The organism is Halobium salinum (genome assembly GCF_026586625.1).
GTDB lineage: Archaea > Halobacteriota > Halobacteria > Halobacteriales > Haloferacaceae > Halobium > Halobium salinum.
Genome location: NZ_JAODIW010000006.1, coordinates 757,503 through 775,288 on the forward strand (window position 1 = coordinate 757,503; position 17,786 = coordinate 775,288).

The 17,786-nt window shown below is 67.7% G+C and carries 23 protein-coding genes and 1 tRNA gene; 14 read left to right on the forward strand and 10 right to left on the reverse strand.

Translation table 11 applies throughout. The features are described from left to right. The first annotated feature begins 71 nt into the window (after positions 1 to 71). Genes N5095_RS07150 through N5095_RS07160 form a run of 3 tightly spaced genes read left to right on the forward strand, consistent with a single transcriptional unit; the run spans position 72 to position 1,264 of the window. Complete coding sequence (locus N5095_RS07150) at positions 72 to 644, forward strand: redoxin domain-containing protein (protein ID WP_267622068.1); 573 nt, start codon at positions 72 to 74, stop codon at positions 642 to 644. A 6-nt stretch (positions 645 to 650) separates the two neighbouring features. Continuing rightward, entirely contained in the window at positions 651 to 815 is a 165-nt protein-coding gene (locus tag N5095_RS07155) for a hypothetical protein (protein WP_267622069.1), read from the forward strand. 59 nt (positions 816 to 874) lie between these two features. After that, positions 875 to 1,264 (forward strand): DUF7971 family protein, encoded by a 390-nt coding sequence (locus tag N5095_RS07160; RefSeq protein WP_267622070.1) that lies wholly within the window; start codon positions 875 to 877, stop codon positions 1,262 to 1,264. A gap of 13 nt (positions 1,265 to 1,277) precedes the next feature. Here the strand turns inward: N5095_RS07160 and N5095_RS07165 are convergent, their stop codons facing one another. Both N5095_RS07165 and N5095_RS07170 read right to left on the reverse strand, forming a co-directional pair. Then, positions 1,278 to 1,568, reverse strand: coding sequence for a DUF7521 family protein (locus N5095_RS07165; protein WP_267622071.1), 291 nt, complete (start codon positions 1,566 to 1,568; stop codon positions 1,278 to 1,280). Next, positions 1,565 to 1,921, reverse strand: coding sequence for a winged helix-turn-helix domain-containing protein (locus N5095_RS07170; protein WP_267622072.1), 357 nt, complete (start codon positions 1,919 to 1,921; stop codon positions 1,565 to 1,567). Before N5095_RS07170 ends, N5095_RS07165 begins: the two co-directional genes overlap by 4 nt. Positions 1,922 to 2,221: 300 nt before the next feature. On the opposite strand from N5095_RS07170, the gene N5095_RS07175 reads away from it, so the two are divergent. The 4 genes from N5095_RS07175 (at position 2,222) to N5095_RS07190 (ending at position 5,473) form a co-directional block, all read left to right on the forward strand. Then, positions 2,222 to 3,094, forward strand: coding sequence for a halocyanin domain-containing protein (locus N5095_RS07175; protein ID WP_267622073.1), 873 nt, complete (start codon positions 2,222 to 2,224; stop codon positions 3,092 to 3,094). Positions 3,095 to 3,368: 274 nt separating this feature from the next. Next, entirely contained in the window at positions 3,369 to 3,839 is a 471-nt protein-coding gene (locus tag N5095_RS07180; protein ID WP_267622074.1) for a DUF4188 domain-containing protein, read from the forward strand. Between the two features lie 153 nt (positions 3,840 to 3,992). Further along, the gene (locus N5095_RS07185; RefSeq protein ID WP_267622075.1) at positions 3,993 to 5,075 is read left to right on the forward strand and encodes an archaeosine biosynthesis radical SAM protein RaSEA; all 1,083 of its coding nucleotides are present in this window, start codon (positions 3,993 to 3,995) and stop codon (positions 5,073 to 5,075) included. Between the two features lie 272 nt (positions 5,076 to 5,347). Then, entirely contained in the window at positions 5,348 to 5,473 is a 126-nt protein-coding gene (locus tag N5095_RS07190; RefSeq protein ID WP_267622076.1) for a hypothetical protein, read from the forward strand. 97 nt (positions 5,474 to 5,570) lie between these two features. Here the strand turns inward: N5095_RS07190 and purQ are convergent, their stop codons facing one another. The 4 genes from purQ to N5095_RS07210 form a co-directional block, all read right to left on the reverse strand. Further along, entirely contained in the window at positions 5,571 to 6,260 is a 690-nt protein-coding gene (purQ, locus tag N5095_RS07195) for a phosphoribosylformylglycinamidine synthase I (protein ID WP_267622077.1), read from the reverse strand. After that, entirely contained in the window at positions 6,257 to 6,508 is a 252-nt protein-coding gene (gene purS, locus N5095_RS07200; RefSeq protein ID WP_267622078.1) for a phosphoribosylformylglycinamidine synthase subunit PurS, read from the reverse strand. The genes purQ and purS overlap by 4 nt, the downstream gene beginning before the upstream one ends. A 91-nt stretch (positions 6,509 to 6,599) precedes the next feature. After that, positions 6,600 to 7,469 (reverse strand): winged helix-turn-helix domain-containing protein, encoded by an 870-nt coding sequence (locus tag N5095_RS07205; protein ID WP_267622079.1) that lies wholly within the window; start codon positions 7,467 to 7,469, stop codon positions 6,600 to 6,602. A gap of 69 nt (positions 7,470 to 7,538) precedes the next feature. Continuing rightward, a complete protein-coding gene (locus N5095_RS07210; RefSeq protein ID WP_267622080.1) occupies positions 7,539 to 7,766 on the reverse strand; it encodes a hypothetical protein in 228 nt (75 codons plus the stop codon). A 226-nt stretch (positions 7,767 to 7,992) separates the two neighbouring features. Between N5095_RS07210 and N5095_RS07215 the strand changes: the two genes are divergently transcribed. Then, complete coding sequence (locus N5095_RS07215; protein ID WP_267622081.1) at positions 7,993 to 8,988, forward strand: formyltetrahydrofolate deformylase; 996 nt, start codon at positions 7,993 to 7,995, stop codon at positions 8,986 to 8,988. 49 nt (positions 8,989 to 9,037) lie between these two features. Here N5095_RS07215 and N5095_RS07220 read toward each other — a convergent pair whose 3' ends face one another. Beyond that, positions 9,038 to 9,619, reverse strand: coding sequence for a DUF8159 domain-containing protein (locus tag N5095_RS07220; protein ID WP_267622082.1), 582 nt, complete (start codon positions 9,617 to 9,619; stop codon positions 9,038 to 9,040). A 75-nt stretch (positions 9,620 to 9,694) separates the two neighbouring features. On the opposite strand from N5095_RS07220, the gene N5095_RS07225 reads away from it, so the two are divergent. After that, positions 9,695 to 10,984, forward strand: a complete 1,290-nt coding sequence (locus N5095_RS07225) for a cation:proton antiporter domain-containing protein (protein ID WP_267622083.1) — start codon at positions 9,695 to 9,697, stop codon at positions 10,982 to 10,984. Positions 10,985 to 11,240: 256 nt separating this feature from the next. Here the strand turns inward: N5095_RS07225 and N5095_RS07230 are convergent, their stop codons facing one another. Next, a complete protein-coding gene (locus N5095_RS07230; RefSeq protein ID WP_267623015.1) occupies positions 11,241 to 12,263 on the reverse strand; it encodes a phosphoribosylaminoimidazolesuccinocarboxamide synthase in 1,023 nt (340 codons plus the stop codon). A gap of 171 nt (positions 12,264 to 12,434) precedes the next feature. Between N5095_RS07230 and N5095_RS07235 the strand changes: the two genes are divergently transcribed. The 5 genes from N5095_RS07235 to N5095_RS07255 all read left to right on the forward strand — a co-directional run bounded on the left by N5095_RS07235 (position 12,435) and on the right by N5095_RS07255 (position 16,729). Further along, a complete protein-coding gene (locus N5095_RS07235; protein ID WP_267622084.1) occupies positions 12,435 to 13,424 on the forward strand; it encodes an LLM class flavin-dependent oxidoreductase in 990 nt (329 codons plus the stop codon). Between the two features lie 199 nt (positions 13,425 to 13,623). Next, positions 13,624 to 13,962, forward strand: coding sequence for a ferredoxin (locus tag N5095_RS07240; protein WP_267622085.1), 339 nt, complete (start codon positions 13,624 to 13,626; stop codon positions 13,960 to 13,962). Positions 13,963 to 14,039: 77 nt separating this feature from the next. Then, positions 14,040 to 14,124: transfer RNA gene (locus N5095_RS07245), tRNA-Leu, on the forward strand. Positions 14,125 to 15,347: 1,223 nt separating this feature from the next. Beyond that, positions 15,348 to 15,542: a DUF8015 family protein gene (locus N5095_RS07250; RefSeq protein WP_267622086.1), complete on the forward strand. Its 195-nt coding sequence runs from the start codon at positions 15,348 to 15,350 to the stop codon at positions 15,540 to 15,542. Positions 15,543 to 16,231: 689 nt separating this feature from the next. After that, entirely contained in the window at positions 16,232 to 16,729 is a 498-nt protein-coding gene (locus tag N5095_RS07255; protein ID WP_267622087.1) for a DUF5813 family protein, read from the forward strand. Between the two features lie 52 nt (positions 16,730 to 16,781). Here the strand turns inward: N5095_RS07255 and N5095_RS07260 are convergent, their stop codons facing one another. Together N5095_RS07260 and N5095_RS07265 are read right to left on the reverse strand one after the other, a co-directional pair. Next, positions 16,782 to 17,012 (reverse strand): Lrp/AsnC family transcriptional regulator, encoded by a 231-nt coding sequence (locus N5095_RS07260; RefSeq protein ID WP_267622088.1) that lies wholly within the window; start codon positions 17,010 to 17,012, stop codon positions 16,782 to 16,784. Between the two features lies 1 nt (position 17,013). Next, positions 17,014 to 17,706: a potassium channel family protein gene (locus N5095_RS07265; protein WP_267622089.1), complete on the reverse strand. Its 693-nt coding sequence runs from the start codon at positions 17,704 to 17,706 to the stop codon at positions 17,014 to 17,016. Between the last annotated feature and the right edge of the window lie 80 nt (positions 17,707 to 17,786).

Here is a 17,786-nt window from a genome sequence, read left to right on the forward strand (position 1 = left end):
CGAGACGGCCGGAGGGAAGAACCCACCGCGACCGACACAACGCTTTTTCGCCGACCACCCAATCGACGGGTATGCTCGACGTCGGCGACACCGCACCGGAGTTCACCGTACCGATGGCGACCCCCGAACACGCGGGGGACGCCGGGGCGTACACCAGCGACCACGTCGAACGCTTCGACCTCGGCGAGGCGCTCGAAGACGGCCCGGTCGCCCTCGCGTTCTTCCCGGGGGTGTTCTCGCGCACCTGCACGCAGGAGCTGTGTGAGATGCGCGACTGGCACGGCGAGATGGCCGAGTTGGGCGGGAGCGCGGGCGGTGCTGACGACACGGCCGCCCGGGTGTACGGCGTCAGCGTCGACACCCCGTGGTCACAGCTCCGGTTCGTCGACGAGTACGACCTCGACTACCCGCTCCTCTCGGGATTCAACTCCGACCTCGTCGCCGACTACGGCGTGCGCCGCGAGGACGGCATCCTCCGCGGCATCGCGAAGCGCGCGGTGTACGTCGTCGCGCCGGACCGGACCGTCGCGTACGCGTGGCTGACCGAAGAGTCGCTCACCTTCCCCGACCTCGACGCCGTCGCGGAGGCGATGGCGGCCAGCGCGCGCGGCGACGAGAGCGCCCACGGCGACCGCGACGACTGATTCGGTGTGACGCTCCGCCGTCCCCACGACTGTCGGCGCTGTGGGTGCCGTATCGAGCCGGACGACACCTTCGCGGCCGTCGACGTGCTCGACGCCGACGGCGAGCTCCGGGCCCTGCTCTGTCCCGACTGCGGGCGGGCGCTCCGGGAGTTCGTGGACGGCGATTCGTGAGACGCCCACGACCGTCGGACGGCGCCGGGCTTTTTCGGCCGCCGACCCCATGCCCGACCATGGACGAGATATCACTCGGCGTACCGCGACCCATCCTCGACTCGCTCCCGGCCGACGACGACGTGGCCGGACAGGACATGCAGCGCGCCGTCGCTGGCATCGAGGAGTCGGTCAACCGCGTGATTCGTGAGACGGGCGACGAGACGGCCGTCGCCGAACGGGTGGCTGACGTGCTCGAGCGATTGGAGTCGCAGGCCGAACGCTACGACGAGTTCGTCCCCGAGATGCGGGCGTGGGGGCAGTCGCCCATCTACGCTATCGCGTGGCGAAACCTGCAGTTGGACCTCGTCGGACAGATTATGGAGGTCGACTGGCTGGCCGAACATTTGGACCGCGAGCGTAACTCGCGGCTCGTTGAGGACGGGATTCGGTTCGGAAAGCGCGACTGAGGGCTCGCCCCGTTCAGCGGCCTCGCCGGGTGGCCCACAGCGAGTAGCCGATGATGCCGAAGCCGACGCTCGTGAGCGCGTTCTCGACCAGCAGCGCGCTGCCGCCGGAGACGGCGAGTAGTTGGTCCGCGACCCCGGCGAGGATAGAGCCGAAGGTGACGATGCCGAAGCCGACGGCGAGCAGCGCCATCGGCTCCGACCCGCTCCGGCGCGCCGCCTTCGCCGCGTTGTAGGTGATGAACCCACCGAACGCGAGCGTGATAGTCTTGAACACGAGCACCAGTGGCGGGACAACGGCGCTCATAGTTCCTCCCCGATGCGCGCCCAGAGTCGTTCCAGCCGCTCGTCCGGACTCTCGGGCTCTCGAACGACGTCTACCGACACCGACTCCGACCCTTCGTCGACCGAGACGAACACACCGGCGCAGTCCCGGACGTAGGCGGTGACGTGGTTCCCGTCCGTTCGGACCCGGGTTCGTTCCTCGACCAACCCCGCCTCGCTGAGGGCGGTCAGCTTTCGGTACGCGCTCGTCCGCGGGAGGTCACACGACGCCGTCACCTCCTTTGCGGTGTGTGGCTCGTCCAAAAGACAGAGAATCGCGCGACAGTCGGCGTCCGAGAGCGGTTCGAGCACGGTGTCGGCGTCGGTGCCGGTCATGCGCCATCGGTCGCTGACGCTGCGTTCGCGACTCGGTGCGGCGATGCGGGTCGGTCGTCGCTGGAGGGGTGAAGCGTTCTGCGGGGCATGAGAGGGTCCGGACCGGGTGGTCGGATGGGCCTGCGAGGTCATCCCGGGGAGGCCTCCTCGTCGAACCGTACTGTGTCTGTCGGTGCTCGGACATGACACGCTCGGTCGGCCGCGAGACGTCGGCCGGAAGCAAAGGGTCCGGTGGGCGGTTCCAGAATCTGGAACGACCCGGTGGTGATTATTGTCGAGCGAGCGAAAGGTTCGCACGCGATGAGACGGTCCCTCACGAGACGAACGGCCCTCCGCACCGCCGCTCTGAGCGCTACCGCAGCCGTCGCCGGCTGTATCGGCTCCGGGGTCACCCCACCGAGCGCCGATCCCGGCAACGGGTCGGGAGACGCTGCCGACCCCGACGCGCTCGACGAATCGCTCGAGACGTGGCTCGCGAACGCGAACGGCTACGCCGGCTACGTGCGACGCGTCCCCGCCGATGGCTCGCCTCGTGTTCGCGTCGGCTCCAGCGCGAACGAGGACGACCCGCTCCAGTTCCAGTACCCCGGAATCCGAGTCGCTCCGGGGACGACCGTCACGTGGGTGTGGACCGGCCACGGTGGATCGAACAACGTGGTCGCAACCGGCGGTTCGTTCGACAGCGGCGATCCGGTGGACCGACACGGGGCGACCTTCGAGCACACCTTCGAGTCGGTCGGCACGTATCAGTACGCCTCCGAGCCTCACGGCGAAGACGGGATGCGAGGGGCCGTGCTGGTCCGCGAGCCACCCGAGACCGGGTACCCAGCCGTCGACGAATGGCTGAAAAACACGGCCCATTGGCAGGGACACGTCGTCGACGAGACCGGGCGCGACGCTGCGACCGTGACGGTGGGCACCCGGGGTGACGGCCCGACGTTTGCCTTCGGGCCCTCCGTCCTGAAGATCTCGCGGGGGACGACCGTCTCCTGGAAGTGGTCGGGCGACGGGCCACACACGGTTACCTTCCGAGACGGGTCGATTCCCGGAACCGAAGTGCACAACGAACCCGGCGTTCACTACGAGCACACGTTCGACGCGACCGGTGTCTACCAGTACTTCTGCGCCCCACACCGGAGCATCGGCATGAAAGGCGCCGTCGTCGTCGAGTAGTACCCCGCGACCTCCCCGCTGACGAAGCGACTGCCGTTTCGGCCGCTCCTCCCGCAACACCCTCTTCGACCGCGTCGGCGGCCATCGGCAGCCGACCACTTGATAAACCTCTAACGACGATACTGAATCGGCTCCGCCGCCGGTGCCGTTCACTCGGAACGCCCCGACCGCCACTCGATGGCGGCCGTGCCCTCCGTACCGTTGACCATCTACACAACCGACCACCACTACGTCGTCGACGCGTTCGCTCGAGCGTCGACGAACGGAGTGCCCGGTGCCACGAATCAACGAGGAACGGCTACACGCGGCGGTCGAGGACGACTTCGTCGTCTTCATCATCGGGGTGCGAATCAACCGCTTGCGGGCGGTTCGGGAGTGGCTGCCGGTCGCACGGGTGATGCCGCGGATGCTCCGGGAGCTGCGCGAACAGCCGACGCGGGGGCTGCTCGACTCCCGAAGTGCGTTCGGCCTCCGGAACTTCACGATGGTCCAGTACTGGCGCTCCTTCGAGGACCTTCGCACGTACACCCGTGACCACGACGCCGAGTACTTCCCGGCGTGGATGCGGTTCGACCACGAGGCGGCCGAGAGCGGCGCGGTCGGCATCTCGCACGAGACGTACGTCGTTCGTGCCGGCGAGTACGAGACGGCCTACAACAACGCGCCGGAGTACGGACTCGGTGAGGTCGGGAAGCTGTCCCGGCTTCGGAAGGGAGACGGAGTGCGGCGGGTCGACCGGGGCTGACCGACGGTGAGGACGTAGTTGCGGACTCCGGCGGCGTAGTCCTCGAGGAGACAGGGCCCGGGTCGGAGTAGGGGAGTTCGCAGTTCGTTCGCCGACGACAGCGGCCGCACGACGACCGAAGCCGACTTACGCGCCACCGCCCGAACGGAACCAATGAGCGAGAGCGAACCCAGCCCGGAGGTCTACGAACGGGGCCGCGGGATGGACGCGCACAATCAGGTGATGCGCGACATCCGGTCGGAGAAGGAGAAGACGTACGACCCCCACGAGCCCACGCGAGTCTGGATCGACGAGGACAACACGCCCGACGGCGTCCGCCAGTCCCTGACCATCATCCTCAACACCGGCGGCTGCCGGTGGGCGCGCGCCGGTGGCTGTACGATGTGTGGCTACGTCGCCGAATCGGTGGAGGGTGGCTCCGTCGCCCACGAGGCGCTGATGGACCAGATTGGAGTGTGTCTCGACCACGAAGCCGAGGAGGCCGACGAGCCCTCCGAACTCATCAAAATCTACACCTCCGGGTCGTTTCTCGACGAACGCGAGGTCGGCGCCGAGACGCGCGACGCCATCGCCGAGACGTTCGCGGACCGCGAGCGCATAGTCGTCGAGTCCCTCCCGGACTTCGTCGACGTCGACAAACTCGAGGACTTCACCGAGCGCGGCCTCGAGACGGACGTGGCGGTCGGTCTGGAGACTGCAACCGACCGCGTGCGCCACGACTGCGTGAACAAGTACTTCGACTTCGCGGACTTCGAGGCCGCCTGCAAGTCGGCCGCCGAGGCCGACGCGGGCATCAAGGCGTACCTCCTGATGAAGCCCCCGTTCCTCTCGGAGCCCGAGGCGCTCGAGGATATGAAGTCCTCCGTCCGCCGATGCGCCGCGGTCGACAACTGCCACACGGTGTCGATGAACCCCTGTAACGTCCAGCGCTACACGATGGTCGACGAACTCCACTTCGCGGGCGGCTACCGTCCGCCGTGGCTCTGGTCGGTCGCGGCCGTCCTGGAATCGACGGCCGACGTCGACGCCATCGTCGTCTCGGACCCCGTCGGCCACGGCTCCGACCGGGGACCCCACAACTGCGGCGACTGTGACGACCGCGTCCAGACGGCCATCAAGGACTTCGACCTCCGACAGGACCCGTCGGTGTTCGAGCAGGTCTCGTGTGAGTGTGAGGCGACCTGGGAACACGTCGTCGAGGAAGAGTCGAGTTACGCCGCACCGCTGGTTCGGTAGTCGCCGCCGCGGCGCCGTCGACCGACCAGCAGCGGGGTCGACGGGTAGGGCGGACGATAGTCGGAAAGCGAAGTTTCACCCAGGAAAACGGTGCGTTTCTGGGGAACCGGTCATCAGTAAGGGCACCCTGTCGTCGCGCTAGTGAGCACATGGCTATCCCCTCTTGGCGTGTTATCAGTTAGCATACGGTGCGTTCGCCGCCGTCGAACCGGACCTGCACGGCGTGCACGGCCGACGCCACGAACGCCCGTACGGTCACGACGGTGAACACGATGACACACACGCACGACGCCCGGTGGGTCGGGTACTACGACGAGGACGGCTGGCTGGAGATTAGAGAGCCCGAGGCGGCCGGCGCCTGGCTGGCCACCGACCGGCCCATCGACATCGAGGACTGACATCCACACGCGACCGCTGTGCCGGCAGGTATCCGCGGGTCCTGTCGAGCGGTCGAGCGCCGTTCTTCGGCCGACTCCGCCGGTTTCGTGTCGTTCGTTACGCGTTCGAGACGGCCTCGAACCCGCGAAGGACGCCCTGACCGTCGGTCGAGCCGAGGTCCGGGAGCGTCGCCCGCTCCGGATGGGGCATCAGCACGGCGACCGTGTCGCGTTCGCCGAGCACGCCCGCGACGTTCCCGCGGGAGCCGTTGGGGTTCGCGTCGTCGGTGACGTTCCCGTCCGCGTCGCAGTAGCGAAAGAGTACGCGCCCCTCCGAGTCGAGGCGTTCGTACCGCTCCTCGCCGATCTCGAAGCGCCCCTCACCGTGCGCGATGGGGACCGAGAGTACGTCGCCCTCGTCGTAGGCTCGAGTCCACGGGGTGTCTGCGTTCTCGACGCGGAGATACGCGTTCTCACACTGGAAGCGCGCGGAGGCGTTCGTGGTGAACGCCCCGTCGGTGAGGCCGGTCTCGCAGCCGATTTGGGCGCCGTTGCAGACGCCGAGGACGGGGACACCGTCCTCGGCGGCGGCCCGGACCTCGGCCATCACGGGCGAGCGGGCGGCCATCGCGCCCGCACGCAAGTAATCGCCGTAGGAGAACCCGCCGGGCAGGACGATACCAGTAGTATCCTCCGGGAGGCCGTCCTCGTGCCAGACGCGCTCTGCGTCGATGCCGAGATGTGACAGGGCCCCGACCGCGTCGCGGTCGCAGTTGCTGCCGCCGAACTGTACTACTGTAACCGTCATCGCTCCCGGACCTCGACCTCGTAATCGTGGATGGTCGGGTTCGCGAGGAGGCGTTCGGCCATCTCGTCGGCGCGTTCCTCGGCCGCCGCGGGGTCGGCGGCCTCGAGGTCGACCTCGAAACGGTCCATCGAGCGAAGCCCGTCGAGTTCGAATCCGAGGCGTTCGAGGGCTCGGCGGGTCGTCTCCGCCTCGGGGTCGAGCACCCCGCGCTTCAGGCGGACGGTCACCGTCGCGGTGTAGGCCGTCATCGGTCGGTGGTGCGCGGTCGTGCAGTAAAGAGGTTTTGGATAGTACGTGTTAGGCACGTACGTGCACATCCAGTGCGTCCGGTCGACGAGTTCAGGCGCCGACCGCCACCGTCTCTACCACGCGCAAGTGCTCGTCGACGACGAGTTCGAGCGTGTCGCTGTCACCGTTCACATCGACCGCCACACGCACGCGGACCGGGTCGTCGGACTCGACGACCGGCTCCCGCCGGGTCCAGCCCAGCGTCCACGACGGCACCCGTCGGAGGTCGACGCCGCGCTCGTGGTGGAAGGCGACGACGACGGGGTGGTCGAGCAACGCGTTCCCCACGGAGACGGTGACGAGTTCGGGACAGCGATGGCACTCGTAGACGACGAGGGGCGCCTCGTCGTCGTCGACCGGGAGGTCGTGCAGGTCGAGTCGAAGCGTCGGCTCCAGACGGCCCGCACAGGAGATACAGACGCCGTTCCGGGCTTGTGCGACGAGGGAGTTCATGTAGCGTTCGAACGCGAGGGGGAGTTCGTCGCGGTCGTACCCCTCCAGTGCGCCCGGCGGCACTCCTGCGGACGAGAACTGCTCGTCGCAGTCCGTACAGACCACGCGCATCCGCTCGTCGGCGTAAGTCGCGAGCACGTGCCCGCCGCAGGCGGGGCAGGGTTCCTCGTAGGGGACCGGTTCTGTATAGCCACTATCGGTGTACGTTCCGGAGAGGACGCCACCGAGGACGGCCCAACCGGCGAGGGTGAGCTCGTAGCCGTCGTCCGTTTTCCGGACGAACTGGCCGACGAGTTTCCCGAGATGGTAGTTGAAGCGGCCCGAGTCGCGGGTGCCGACCCGCTCGCGGAGCTCGGAGAAGCTCAGCGGCTCGTAGGGGTTCTCGAACAGCGCGCGGAGGATGGCGATGCGGGTCTCGTCGCCGAGGAGGGCGAACGCCGCGTCGGGGGTGAGCGTGTCGGAAGACATGTGGAGCGATACACCTGTCGAGGGCTTAACCGAAGCGAGAGTCCACGTGACAGCCCGAGGGCGAGTCGCTCACCGGCCGAGACCCCCACCAACGGCCCGGACGAACGTGAACGCGACCGCTACGGCGGCCGTGACGCCAACCAGCCAGACGGCGACCGTGAGGACGATGCGCACGGCGACGACGGCGGTGCCGGCCGTGCCGACGCCGACGGCGAGCGCCGCGAGGAGGGCGGTCAGGACGACGAGTTCGAGGGTCGGGAGTCGCAGGACCGAACGGGTGGGGAGTCGGGCGTTCATCTGTTCTCGTCCGTTCCATCGGCGCGCCAGGGGATAAGTATCAGCAGGACGTTATTTCTGTCGGAGAGCCGGCCGAACGGCGATTCGGTCGTTTATTTGATAATTCTGGTCGGTGATTCCCCACTGGGCGGGCCAATCCTGCGAGGAACGGAAGCGGTTTAGGCGTCGACGGCACAGGAGAGGGCATGTTCGGTCTCGAACAGCCGACACCGGAGGTGACGGACGCGTGACCCGCGAACTGACCGAGATCACCGTCATCGGAGACGACAAGACCGGAATCGTCGCGGGCGTCACCTCGCTGCTGTTCGAGCGGGGCGTCAACATCGAGGACATCGACCAGGCGGTCCAGGAGGGCATCTTCCGGATGACCCTCCACGCGGACACGACGGAGATGGTGTGCACCGCGGACACCCTGCGCGACGCACTCGAGGACCTGGGCGACGACCTCGGCGTCGAGATTCACGTGCGCTTCCCCGCCGACCGCGAGACCCAGCGCATCGCGGTGCTCGCGACGAAGGAGTCTCACCCGCTCGAACGACTGTTCGAGGCGTGGGCCAACGGCGACCTCGGGGAGGGCGGCGCGGACGTGGCCTGCGTCATCGCCAACCGACCCGACCTCGAACCGCTCGCCGACCACTACGACGTGCCGTTCCACGACGTCGGCGGCGAGAAGGGCGTCCCGGACGAGGACGACCTGCTCGACCTGCTCGCCGAGTACGACGTGGACCTCATCGTCCTCGGGCGCTACATGCGCATCCTCGGCCCGGAGGTCGTGTTCCGGTACGAGGACCGCATCATCAACGTCCACCCGAGCCTCCTGCCGGCGTTCCCCGGCGCGGCCGCGTACCGACAGGCCAAGGAGGAGGGCGTGCGCGTCGCCGGCGTCACCGCCCACTACGTGACGACCGACCTCGACCAGGGACCCATCATCACCCAGCGGGCGTTCAACGTCCCGGACGACGCCAGCCTCGACGACATCAGGGAGCGCGGTCAGCCCCTCGAAGCCGAGGCCCTGCTGGAGGCCGTGCGGCTCCACCTCGACGACGCCGCGACGGTCCACCGCGGTCGGACGAGCCTGCGCGACGACGCCGACGAGGAGGCCTACCAACTCGGCATGGACCCCGAAGTCGACCGCATCAACCCCGACCGACCGATCGACGGGAAGGTCGACGTGCTGCGCGGGAAGGAAGAGAAGGAAGCGGAAGCCGGAGCGGACGACTGACGAAAGCGGGGCGTCCCGCGGCCGTGCCGGGAGGGCGGCGGGGTCTCGCCTACCCCTTCGTTTTCAGGGTTCCGAGTGACGCCTCCCCGTAGTCGGACGCACTCCACTCCCCGTCCAGATACCGGTTCGCCCACGCCTCGTGGAGTTGGAACGAGCCGTAGGCGTCGCCGCCGACGTCGACAATGGTGCCGTCGAGCCGGACGAGGGGCGTGCCGTGTTCGACGAGTGCGGCGTACGTTCCGGCGACGTGGGCGACTGCGGCGACGGCGCCCCCTTCGGCGCCGGGATCCACCTCGCAGGTCAGTTCGAGGAGTTTTCCCTCCGTCTTCGCCTTCGCCCCCGACACCGACGGTCCGCCGCGCTCGACGGCGGCGACGAGCGAGTCGACCTCCGTCACGTCGGCGTCGGCGGCCACCTCGACCCGACGCGCCGCGCGGTCCCACCGTTCCACGACAGGGAGCGACGGGCGTTCGTCCTGAACCGGCGTCTGCTCCTTCGACGGGGTCGCGGTGGTCGGCTTCTCGCCCGCCGTCTGGGCACAGCCGGCGCAGGCACCGAGCGAAGCTACCGCCGCTAACCCGCCGAGGACTCGACGCCTGGTGGGGGCGGAAGAACCGGGTGAGGGCGTCACGATGACCGGGTCGAGCGGGGAGCGAATAAGTCCTTTTGCAGGGGACTCTTACGCGGTCTCACCGACTCGACACTGATGGCATTGGAACCGTACTTCGTCGCCCAACTCACCCTCGGCGTCGCGCTGGTCCTCGTCGCCGTCCTCCCGCGGCTCATCTCCGACTGGCCGGTGTCGCTGCCGCTGTTCTCCCTCGCGCTCGGCTACCTCCTCTTCACTCTCCCGGTCGGTCTGCCGTCGCCGGACCCGCTTGTCCACGGCTCTCTAGTCGAGAAGCTGACCGAACTAGGGGTAATCCTCGCGCTGACCGGCGCCGGACTGAAACTCGACCGCACGCCCGGGCTCCGGGACTGGGCGTCGACGTGGCGGCTGCTCGCGGTGACGATGCCGCTGTCCATCGCCGCCGCCGCCGTACTGGGGTGGGGTCTCGCCGGCCTCGTGGTTCCGTCGGCGCTCCTCCTCGGCGCGGTGCTCGCACCCACCGACCCGGTGTTGGCGGCCGAGATGCAGGTGGAGGAGCCAGGGGAGGGGAGCGAGGCCGAGTCGACCGAAGGACGGGCCGGCGGCGAGGACGAAGTCCGCTTCGCGCTCACCTCGGAAGCGGGACTCAACGACAGCCTCGCCTTTCCGTTCACCAACCTCGCCATCGCCGTCGCGTTGCTGGGGGTCGCCCCGGCCGCCTGGGCGGGGGAGTGGCTGCTCGTCGACGTGGGGTACAAACTCGTGGTCGGCCTCCTCGTCGGTCTCGTACTCGGTCGGCTGCTCGCCTGGGTCGTGTTCGCCGTCTCGGTCGAGGAGGGACTCGGACGGAGCCTCCACGGGCTTGAAGCGCTCGGGGGGACGCTGGTCGTGTTCCCGCTGACCGAACTCGTCGGCGGCTACGGTTTCCTCGCCGTGTTCGTCGCCGCGCTGGTCGTCCGACACGTCGAACGCCAGCACGAGTATCACGAGGCGCTCCACGAGGTGGCGGAGAAGGGCGAGCACGTCATGATGGCCGTCGTGATGCTCCTGTTCGGCGGAGCGTTGGCCGCGGGGCTCCTCGACCCGCTGACACTCGCGGACGCCGCGGTCGTCCTCGCGGTCGTGTTCCTCGTTCGACCTGCCGCCGGCCTCGTCGGCCTCCTCGGGTTCGACCGCGACGCGGCGGAGAGGGGGGTCGTCGCCTTCTTCGGAATCCGTGGGCTCGGGTCGTTCTACTACCTGGCCTACGCGCTGAACGTCGCAGCGTTCCCGGACGCGCGACGTCTGTGGGCACTCGTCGGGTTCACGGTACTGGTCTCGGTAGTCGTCCACGGGGTCACCGCGACGCCGGCACTCGAAGCGCTCGAACGGCGCATGGAGCGAAAGGGCGCCGCAGACGCCGGGTGAACGCCCGCACAGTTCCAGAGCGCTGGCGAGGTTCCTGTCACGGTGCTCAGTTGACTCGAGTTCGTTACCAGCTGCGGTACAGGCCGTACTCGGAGTGTTCGCCGACCGTCGCTTCCCTACGGCGGGGCGGCGGCCGACGGTGACGCCGACGCGTCGTTCCCAGCGCTCTTCGCCGGTTGCCACGTTGAGCGCGAGCACCGCGTCCCGCTGTCGTTCAAGCAAACGTGTTCTCCTCGTTCGGCCCGCAGGGAGGCGGCTACAGGTCCCGAACGGCGTCGACGGCGACGTCCAGCGCCGGCGCGTCGAACCAGTCGCTCCCGGTGTAGGCGTTGGTGCCAGCGGCGTAGAGGTCCGAGACGGTGTCGACCACGTCGTCGGGGAGCGGTTCGGGTTCGTCCGCACAGAGCGTTCGCCAGTCGGCGACGCCCTGTGTCTCGGCTTCCGTCTTCGCCGCGCTCACCGCGTCGACCCAGTCGGGGTCGTATCCCCTGTAGAACTGCCGAACGACCTCCTTCGACACCTGCTGGCCGTCGTAGCTGAAGCGGTTCTCGTCGAAGGTGCCGGCCACGTCGGCGACCTTGATGGTGCCGTCGTCGTAGAGGCACTCGATTTTTCCGTCCTCGTGGGTCAGTCCCGCGCGCTCGGCGCGGTCGGTGAGGATGTGGTTCACCGCGAGTGCGAGTTCCTCGAGACGGTCGATTTCGGCCGGGCCCGAGATGGCGCCGGCTTCCTCCCGGGTGAGGTAGCGGTCCTGCTCCTCGAACTTCGTGGAGAACTCGACGACCGGCTCGGGGAGGGAGACGGGTTCGTCGGGCCAGTCGTCGCCGTCGAGTTCGTAATCCGCGGGCTCGCCGCGGGAGCGCAGACTGGAGCCGACGGGGACCGTGTTGCGGAAGACGATTTCGAGCGGAATCAGGTAGTTCGACCCCACCTCGTCGTAGAACCCCTCGTAATCGTATTCGGTGTCGTACGCCAGGTTCGGCACCTGCACGAGGTCGATGGCCATCTCGGCGGGTGGGGACGTACACTCCCCCAACTCCTTCGGCTCGCCGCCCGGTTCGTCGACGGCACCGACGTAGTGGGTCGGCACGTGGTTCACGTCCAGCAGTTCGAAGTTGAACGACCCCATCGTACAGAGGGCGGCGCCCTTCCCCGGAATCTCGTCGGGCATCTTCCCCCAGTCGAAGACGGAGTAGTCGTCGGTGAAGACGAACCGGCCCCGCCCGAGCGAGTCGGCCGTCGGCTCCCGTTCGACTCGGAACTCCTTGACGCTCGTCATGCCCGAGAGCGCGTGCGGGGAGGCCATGAATCTTTCACTTCCGTGCTGTACCTCGACCGCTTGGAGACGATAATATCCACGTATGTGGTGTGACTCATGACAACACGCATCCGTCGTTACCTCGGGCTTCGACGCCGGGGTTTACTTCACCGCCCGACCCGAGCACCGACCATGCGACTTGGCGTACTCCTGCCGGAGGGAACAGCCGACGTCCCGCTCGACACCGCCGAACTGGCGGCGACGACGGGGTACGACGCGATTTGGGCGGGTGAACTGTGGGGCGCCGACGCGTTCGTCCAACTGACGACCGTCGCCCACCGACTCGGCGACGCCGTCTCGGACGTGGCGCTCGGCACCGCCATCGCAAACGTCTACTCGCGCTCGCCCGCGGCGCTCGCCGCGGCGGCGACGACGCTCGACTCGGTCCACGACGGGCCCGTCCGACTGGGAGTCGGCCCGAGCACGCCGAAGGCCATCGAGGACCTCCACGGCGCCAGCTACGACCGTCCGGTGCGCAGAACCCACGAGGCGGCCGAACTCGTCCACCGGTTCACCGCCGGCGAGGGACGCGTCGACTACGACGGCGAACTCTTCGAGACGGCGGACTTTCCGGCACTCGACGCCGACGTGCCGGTGTACACCGCCGCGCTCGGCCCCGCCGCGCGACGGATGACCGGCCGCGTCGCCGACGGCTGGATTCCGCACAACGTCCCCTTCGAACGCCTCGACGAGTCCTTCGAGACGGTCGCGGAGACGGCCCGCGAGGCCGGGCGCGACCCGAGTGCCATCGACACCGCGCCGTACGTTCCCGCCGCCGTGGGCGACGACGCCGAGGCGGCGTACGAGGCCGTTCGTGGACATCTCGCCTACTACGTCGGGAGCGGCGAGGGGTACCGAAAGGCGGTCGCGACGGCGTTCCCGGACGCCGCGGACACCGTCGCCGAGCGGTGGCGCGGAGGCGACCGCGACGGTGCCCGCGAGGCCATCTCCGAGGGGATGGTCGACGCGCTCGGCGTGGCCGGAACGCCCGAATCGGCCCGCGAGCGTCTCCGCGAAATCCTCGCCCTCGACGCCGTCGACGAGGCCATCCTCGTGCCGTCGATGCGCGCCGACGAACTCCGGGAGGGGACGATTCGGGAGTTGGCACCCGAGAAGCTCTGAGGGACAGAACCGCGCCGGCGCGTGCTGGCGACGCCTCTGTGCGCCGCCAGATTCACGCGAGGGACCGCGGCCGGCCTTGGGCCCAGTCGCACCAGGTTGGGAGGGCGTGAGGTTTCGGGGCACGGAAAAACACCTACCAGGTGACAACCCGGAAACCAGGACCGACAGACGAAAGACCCGCGACGCCCGAACCGGAGACATGAGCGAGGACGTCCTTCGGCCCAGCGACGTCGGCTCCGACGCCGACGCCCCGCCGGTGGAGGAGAAGCCCTACAAGATAATCTTCGAGGCGAACAAGTGCATCGGCGCGGGCCGCTGTGCCGAAGTCGCCAGGAACTGGGAGATGGACATGACGACGGGGCTCGCCAAACCGAAGTCGTACTTCGTCGGCGAGGACGAACTCGAGGAGAACCTCAAGGCCGCCGAGGTGTGCCCGGCGAAGAAGGACAAGGGTGTCATCCACGTCGTCGACCGCCGTACCGACGAGGAAATCGCGCCGAACCCACACGGCGACGGGACGCTGAGCGTCGACTGGTAGGCAATCGGAGCGGTCGGGAACACGATACGGTACCGGACCGAAACCCACTTGCGGGGCCGACCTGAACCGTCTTCTGCGCGGGGGTGGCTGAGCCTGGCCAAAAGCGGCGGGCTTAAGACCCGCTTCCGTAGGGATTCGCGCGTTCGAATCGCGTCCCCCGCACTGCTACCGCAGGGCCGTCTTGCGTTTCTCGCGGTTCTCAAAGACATGATAGTCGAATGTCTGTAGAACATCTCCATCGAACTGAACGGCGTAACCGCACGACTGCGGCGACGCTGTCGAGTAAGCCATCCCCGAATCCACCCGCACGACGACCGCCGTTCTCGCAGCAGTACGACAGTCCGGACTTATCTAATTTTAATACATCTAAATAAATAGATGAACCAAACTCTGTTGGAAATAACGGTTTAGCAATCCACGAACAGTGTTAGGTACGGTGCTCGACACACGTCGGGTGCCGTGGCATTCCGGCGGCGCTGACACACCACCATCGTCGCTATCGACGCGCGGTGGGAGGACGGGTTCGGGCTGTCTGCCTTCACTCGGCAGGCGCTTTTTCGCGGAGCCATCGAATCACCCGCCCACAGAGCCTTCGACGGTTGGTGGGCGTCTTCAGCCTCGACCCCGGTCGAGCGAGGGTAGTAATAGCAAATCCGGTAGGACTGTGAGGCGCTCCGGCCGTTCGAGCGCGGCGTAAGCCGCCGTCCTCGGCTCCCTGCTCCCGAGTCGGGGTAAGCGTCCCTTCGCGGTGATTCCCGAGGAAAGTGCAGTCGACTCGTGTGAATCGGAACGTTCCGGACTTCCACGAAGCGGTGGGAGCGGTAAACACTGGGACGCGTCGCTGCAGGGTTCGTGGGGCTGTAAGTGTGAGTGACCGGTATGAGTGAGACCCCACCAGAACACTGAGCCCTGAAGGGGTCTCGGCATTCCGGTAGGGTCGGATGTCCATGCAGAACATGGACACGTGAACGGTTCTCGTCCACGGTGTTAAACGTGGTTATCGAGTCGCCGTCGCGTGTGAGTGGTGTGGTGACAGGTTCGACGGGGTTGCCGTCAGTCGGTGCGAGGGAGTGATTCGGGGACAAATCGTCAGATTGGTCGGACGAGCACCTGCACGCGGCTTTTATGCGACGGACCGTGCACCTCCGGCCGACGAGCGACTCGAGACCGATTCCGGGGGGTTCGAGCGTCCGCATCGCAGTCCCCGTGCTCCGCTCTGCTTCGACCGACTTCAGAAACGGTCGCGTACGGCGTCGTTTATCACCGGTTTACGTTACCGCTGGACTTCGTTATCACCGAGCAGACGGGATGCAGCAACCGAACTCGTGCGTTCGACCGCCGGGCACAACTTTCACAAGGCCAGCAGTAATTACATGTAATTACGCATGACCAGCCCGATTCCGCCCGCCGCGCCGACGCGGTTCGACCTGATGCTCGTGCTCATCGGTCTCTCCCTCCTAACCGGTGGGCTCGTCGGGGTGCTCTCTGCCGTGCCGGTCTACCTGGCCAGCGGCGCGAGCTCGCTCGCGGCGAGCGCGGTCGTCTACGAAGGGACCGTCCGCAACCCGCCGACGGAGTAATCGGTCGACAGACCGCACCACGCCCCACTGCCCGACCAGCGTTCGTGAGCGCTGCGGGCTCCGCCGGCTTCGGGCTCCACCGCTCTCGTCGTTCCTCGTTTCTGACTCCCGTCGCTCCCCTCCCACCGTTCGCGTTCTTCGCCGTCGACGACCCGACCGCTCCGGACGCGGCTTCGTCGAACGATACGCGACGCTGACCGCCTCGTCGTGCGATGCGAAGCCGGGCGTATGACTCGTGTATTCCTGAGCGCACACCGAGCGCGGTCGCTCGTCGGTCGAGTATCGCAAAAGGGTAAGCGCTCGTGCGCGGGAAAATCCCGGCGCACGACGCTTGCCGCCCTGAATTGGTCCCCGCTGACGCTTCGGCCCTCCAAAGCGAAGCGTCACTTGCGACAAGCCCTCCCGAGTACTTAAAACTGGCGTAGCCGGCAGGCGAACACGGGTCCGAACCAGACGGCCGCCCCGAGCAGGCTCGTCCCGACCTCACTGGGCCGTCCTCCGGTACTCGCCACGGAACACTGTCTTCGGCTCACCGGAGTACTCGGCGAATCTTCGGGACCGAGACGGCCGGACCGGACCGTCGTCGACGGCCGCCCGGTCCTATCGGGCTGACGAGGCCGTTCGACCGGGTCGACTCTCCGCGCCCGCACCACGACGGGCTTTTCTGCCGTCGCTCCCTGCGTCGGAGTATGAGCGACGAAGCGGTTCCGAGCCGCGCGGAGCGGGCGTTCGCCGACCACGGCTCGTTCGAGGCCTTGGACGACGGACGCTACGAGGCAGTGACGACGCCGTTCGACGGCACGGTCGTCGTGTTCGACGCCGGCGACGGGGAGATCGGTTTCGACGTCGAGGTACGCGTCCCCATGCTCGACGCGGTCGCCGCCGACGAAGTCGCGCCGGTCGTCGAGGAGGGGTGGTACGAGACGTTCGAACGCCGGATGGAGGACCTGGGTGGCGTCACGGCCGCCGAACACAACCTCGACCCGGCGGTCGAGACCGTAGACAGCGAGGCGGTCGTCACCGTCGGGTTCACCGACCTGAACGAGCGCCGCGGGGTCGACGACGCGGCCGCGGTCGTCGACTACGTCGAGGGGACGTTCGTGCAGGGGATGATTCCCGGCTACGACTACGTCGACCCGGCGGCGTCGCTGTTGGAGCGGGCACAGGGGACGGGGAAGTCGGCGTAGCGGGAGCGACGCAAGAAGGGTAGGTGAATGTGAAGTCCGGAACGCGACCGCCTCAGTCCATCGAGATGTACGTCTGGGTATCCTCGACGCCGTCGATGGCCTGGATGTGGTCGGCGACGATCTCCTTGACCTGCGCCGGCTGGTCGACGCTCACCTTCACGATGAAGTCGACGTCACCGGCGACGATGTTGACGCTCTCCACCCCGTCGAGGCCGACCATCTCGGACTTGAGGCGGTCGGCCTCGCCGGTGTTCGCTTTCACCATGACGTAGGCGGTGACCATCTCAGGCACCCCCCATCTCCGCGGCGGCGGCCGGCGTCTCCACGCCGACGAGCAGCTGGCGCACCTCGCCGAGCACGTCGAAGTCCGCGAGGACGGCGATGCGGTCGCCCGCCTCCAACGAGTCGTCCGGGAGCGGAATGCCCATCGACGCCTCCTTCTTGCCGAAGGCGAGGATGCGCGCCTGCGCGGGCAGGGCGACCTCGCTGATGGTGTACCCCTTCATCGGCGACTCGTCGGTGATGGTGAACAGAATCACTTGGAGGTGCTGGGCGATGTCGGCGATGGCGCGGATGGAGCCGCCGAGGAGGGCGTTCTTCGCACCGATGGCGCCGAGGCGCTCGGGGTAGACGATCTCGTCGACCTCGTCGGCGTACTTCTGGTATATCTCCTCGCGGTAGTCCTCGTCGATACGCATCACGGTCCGACAGCCGTTGTGCTTCCCGATCATGCAGGCCGCGAAGTTGACGTTGAGGTCGCTGGTGAGCGCCCCCAGCGCGTCGGCGTCGGCGACGCCCGCCTCCTCGAGCACGTCCTCGCGGGAGCCGTCGCCCTCAACGACCTCGAAATCGGCGGTTCGCGCCCGCTCTGCGATGTCGCGGTCGCGTTCGACGAGCGTCACCTCGTGTCCCTCCTCGCGGAGTACCCGGGCGGTCCGGAGGCCGACCCGTCCCGCACCGATGATAACGAATCGCATGGAGACGCGTACGACAGCGGAGGTGAATAACCTTGCCCCGGCGCCGACCCGTCCCTGGAGGAAGGCTTTTGCCGTGCCCC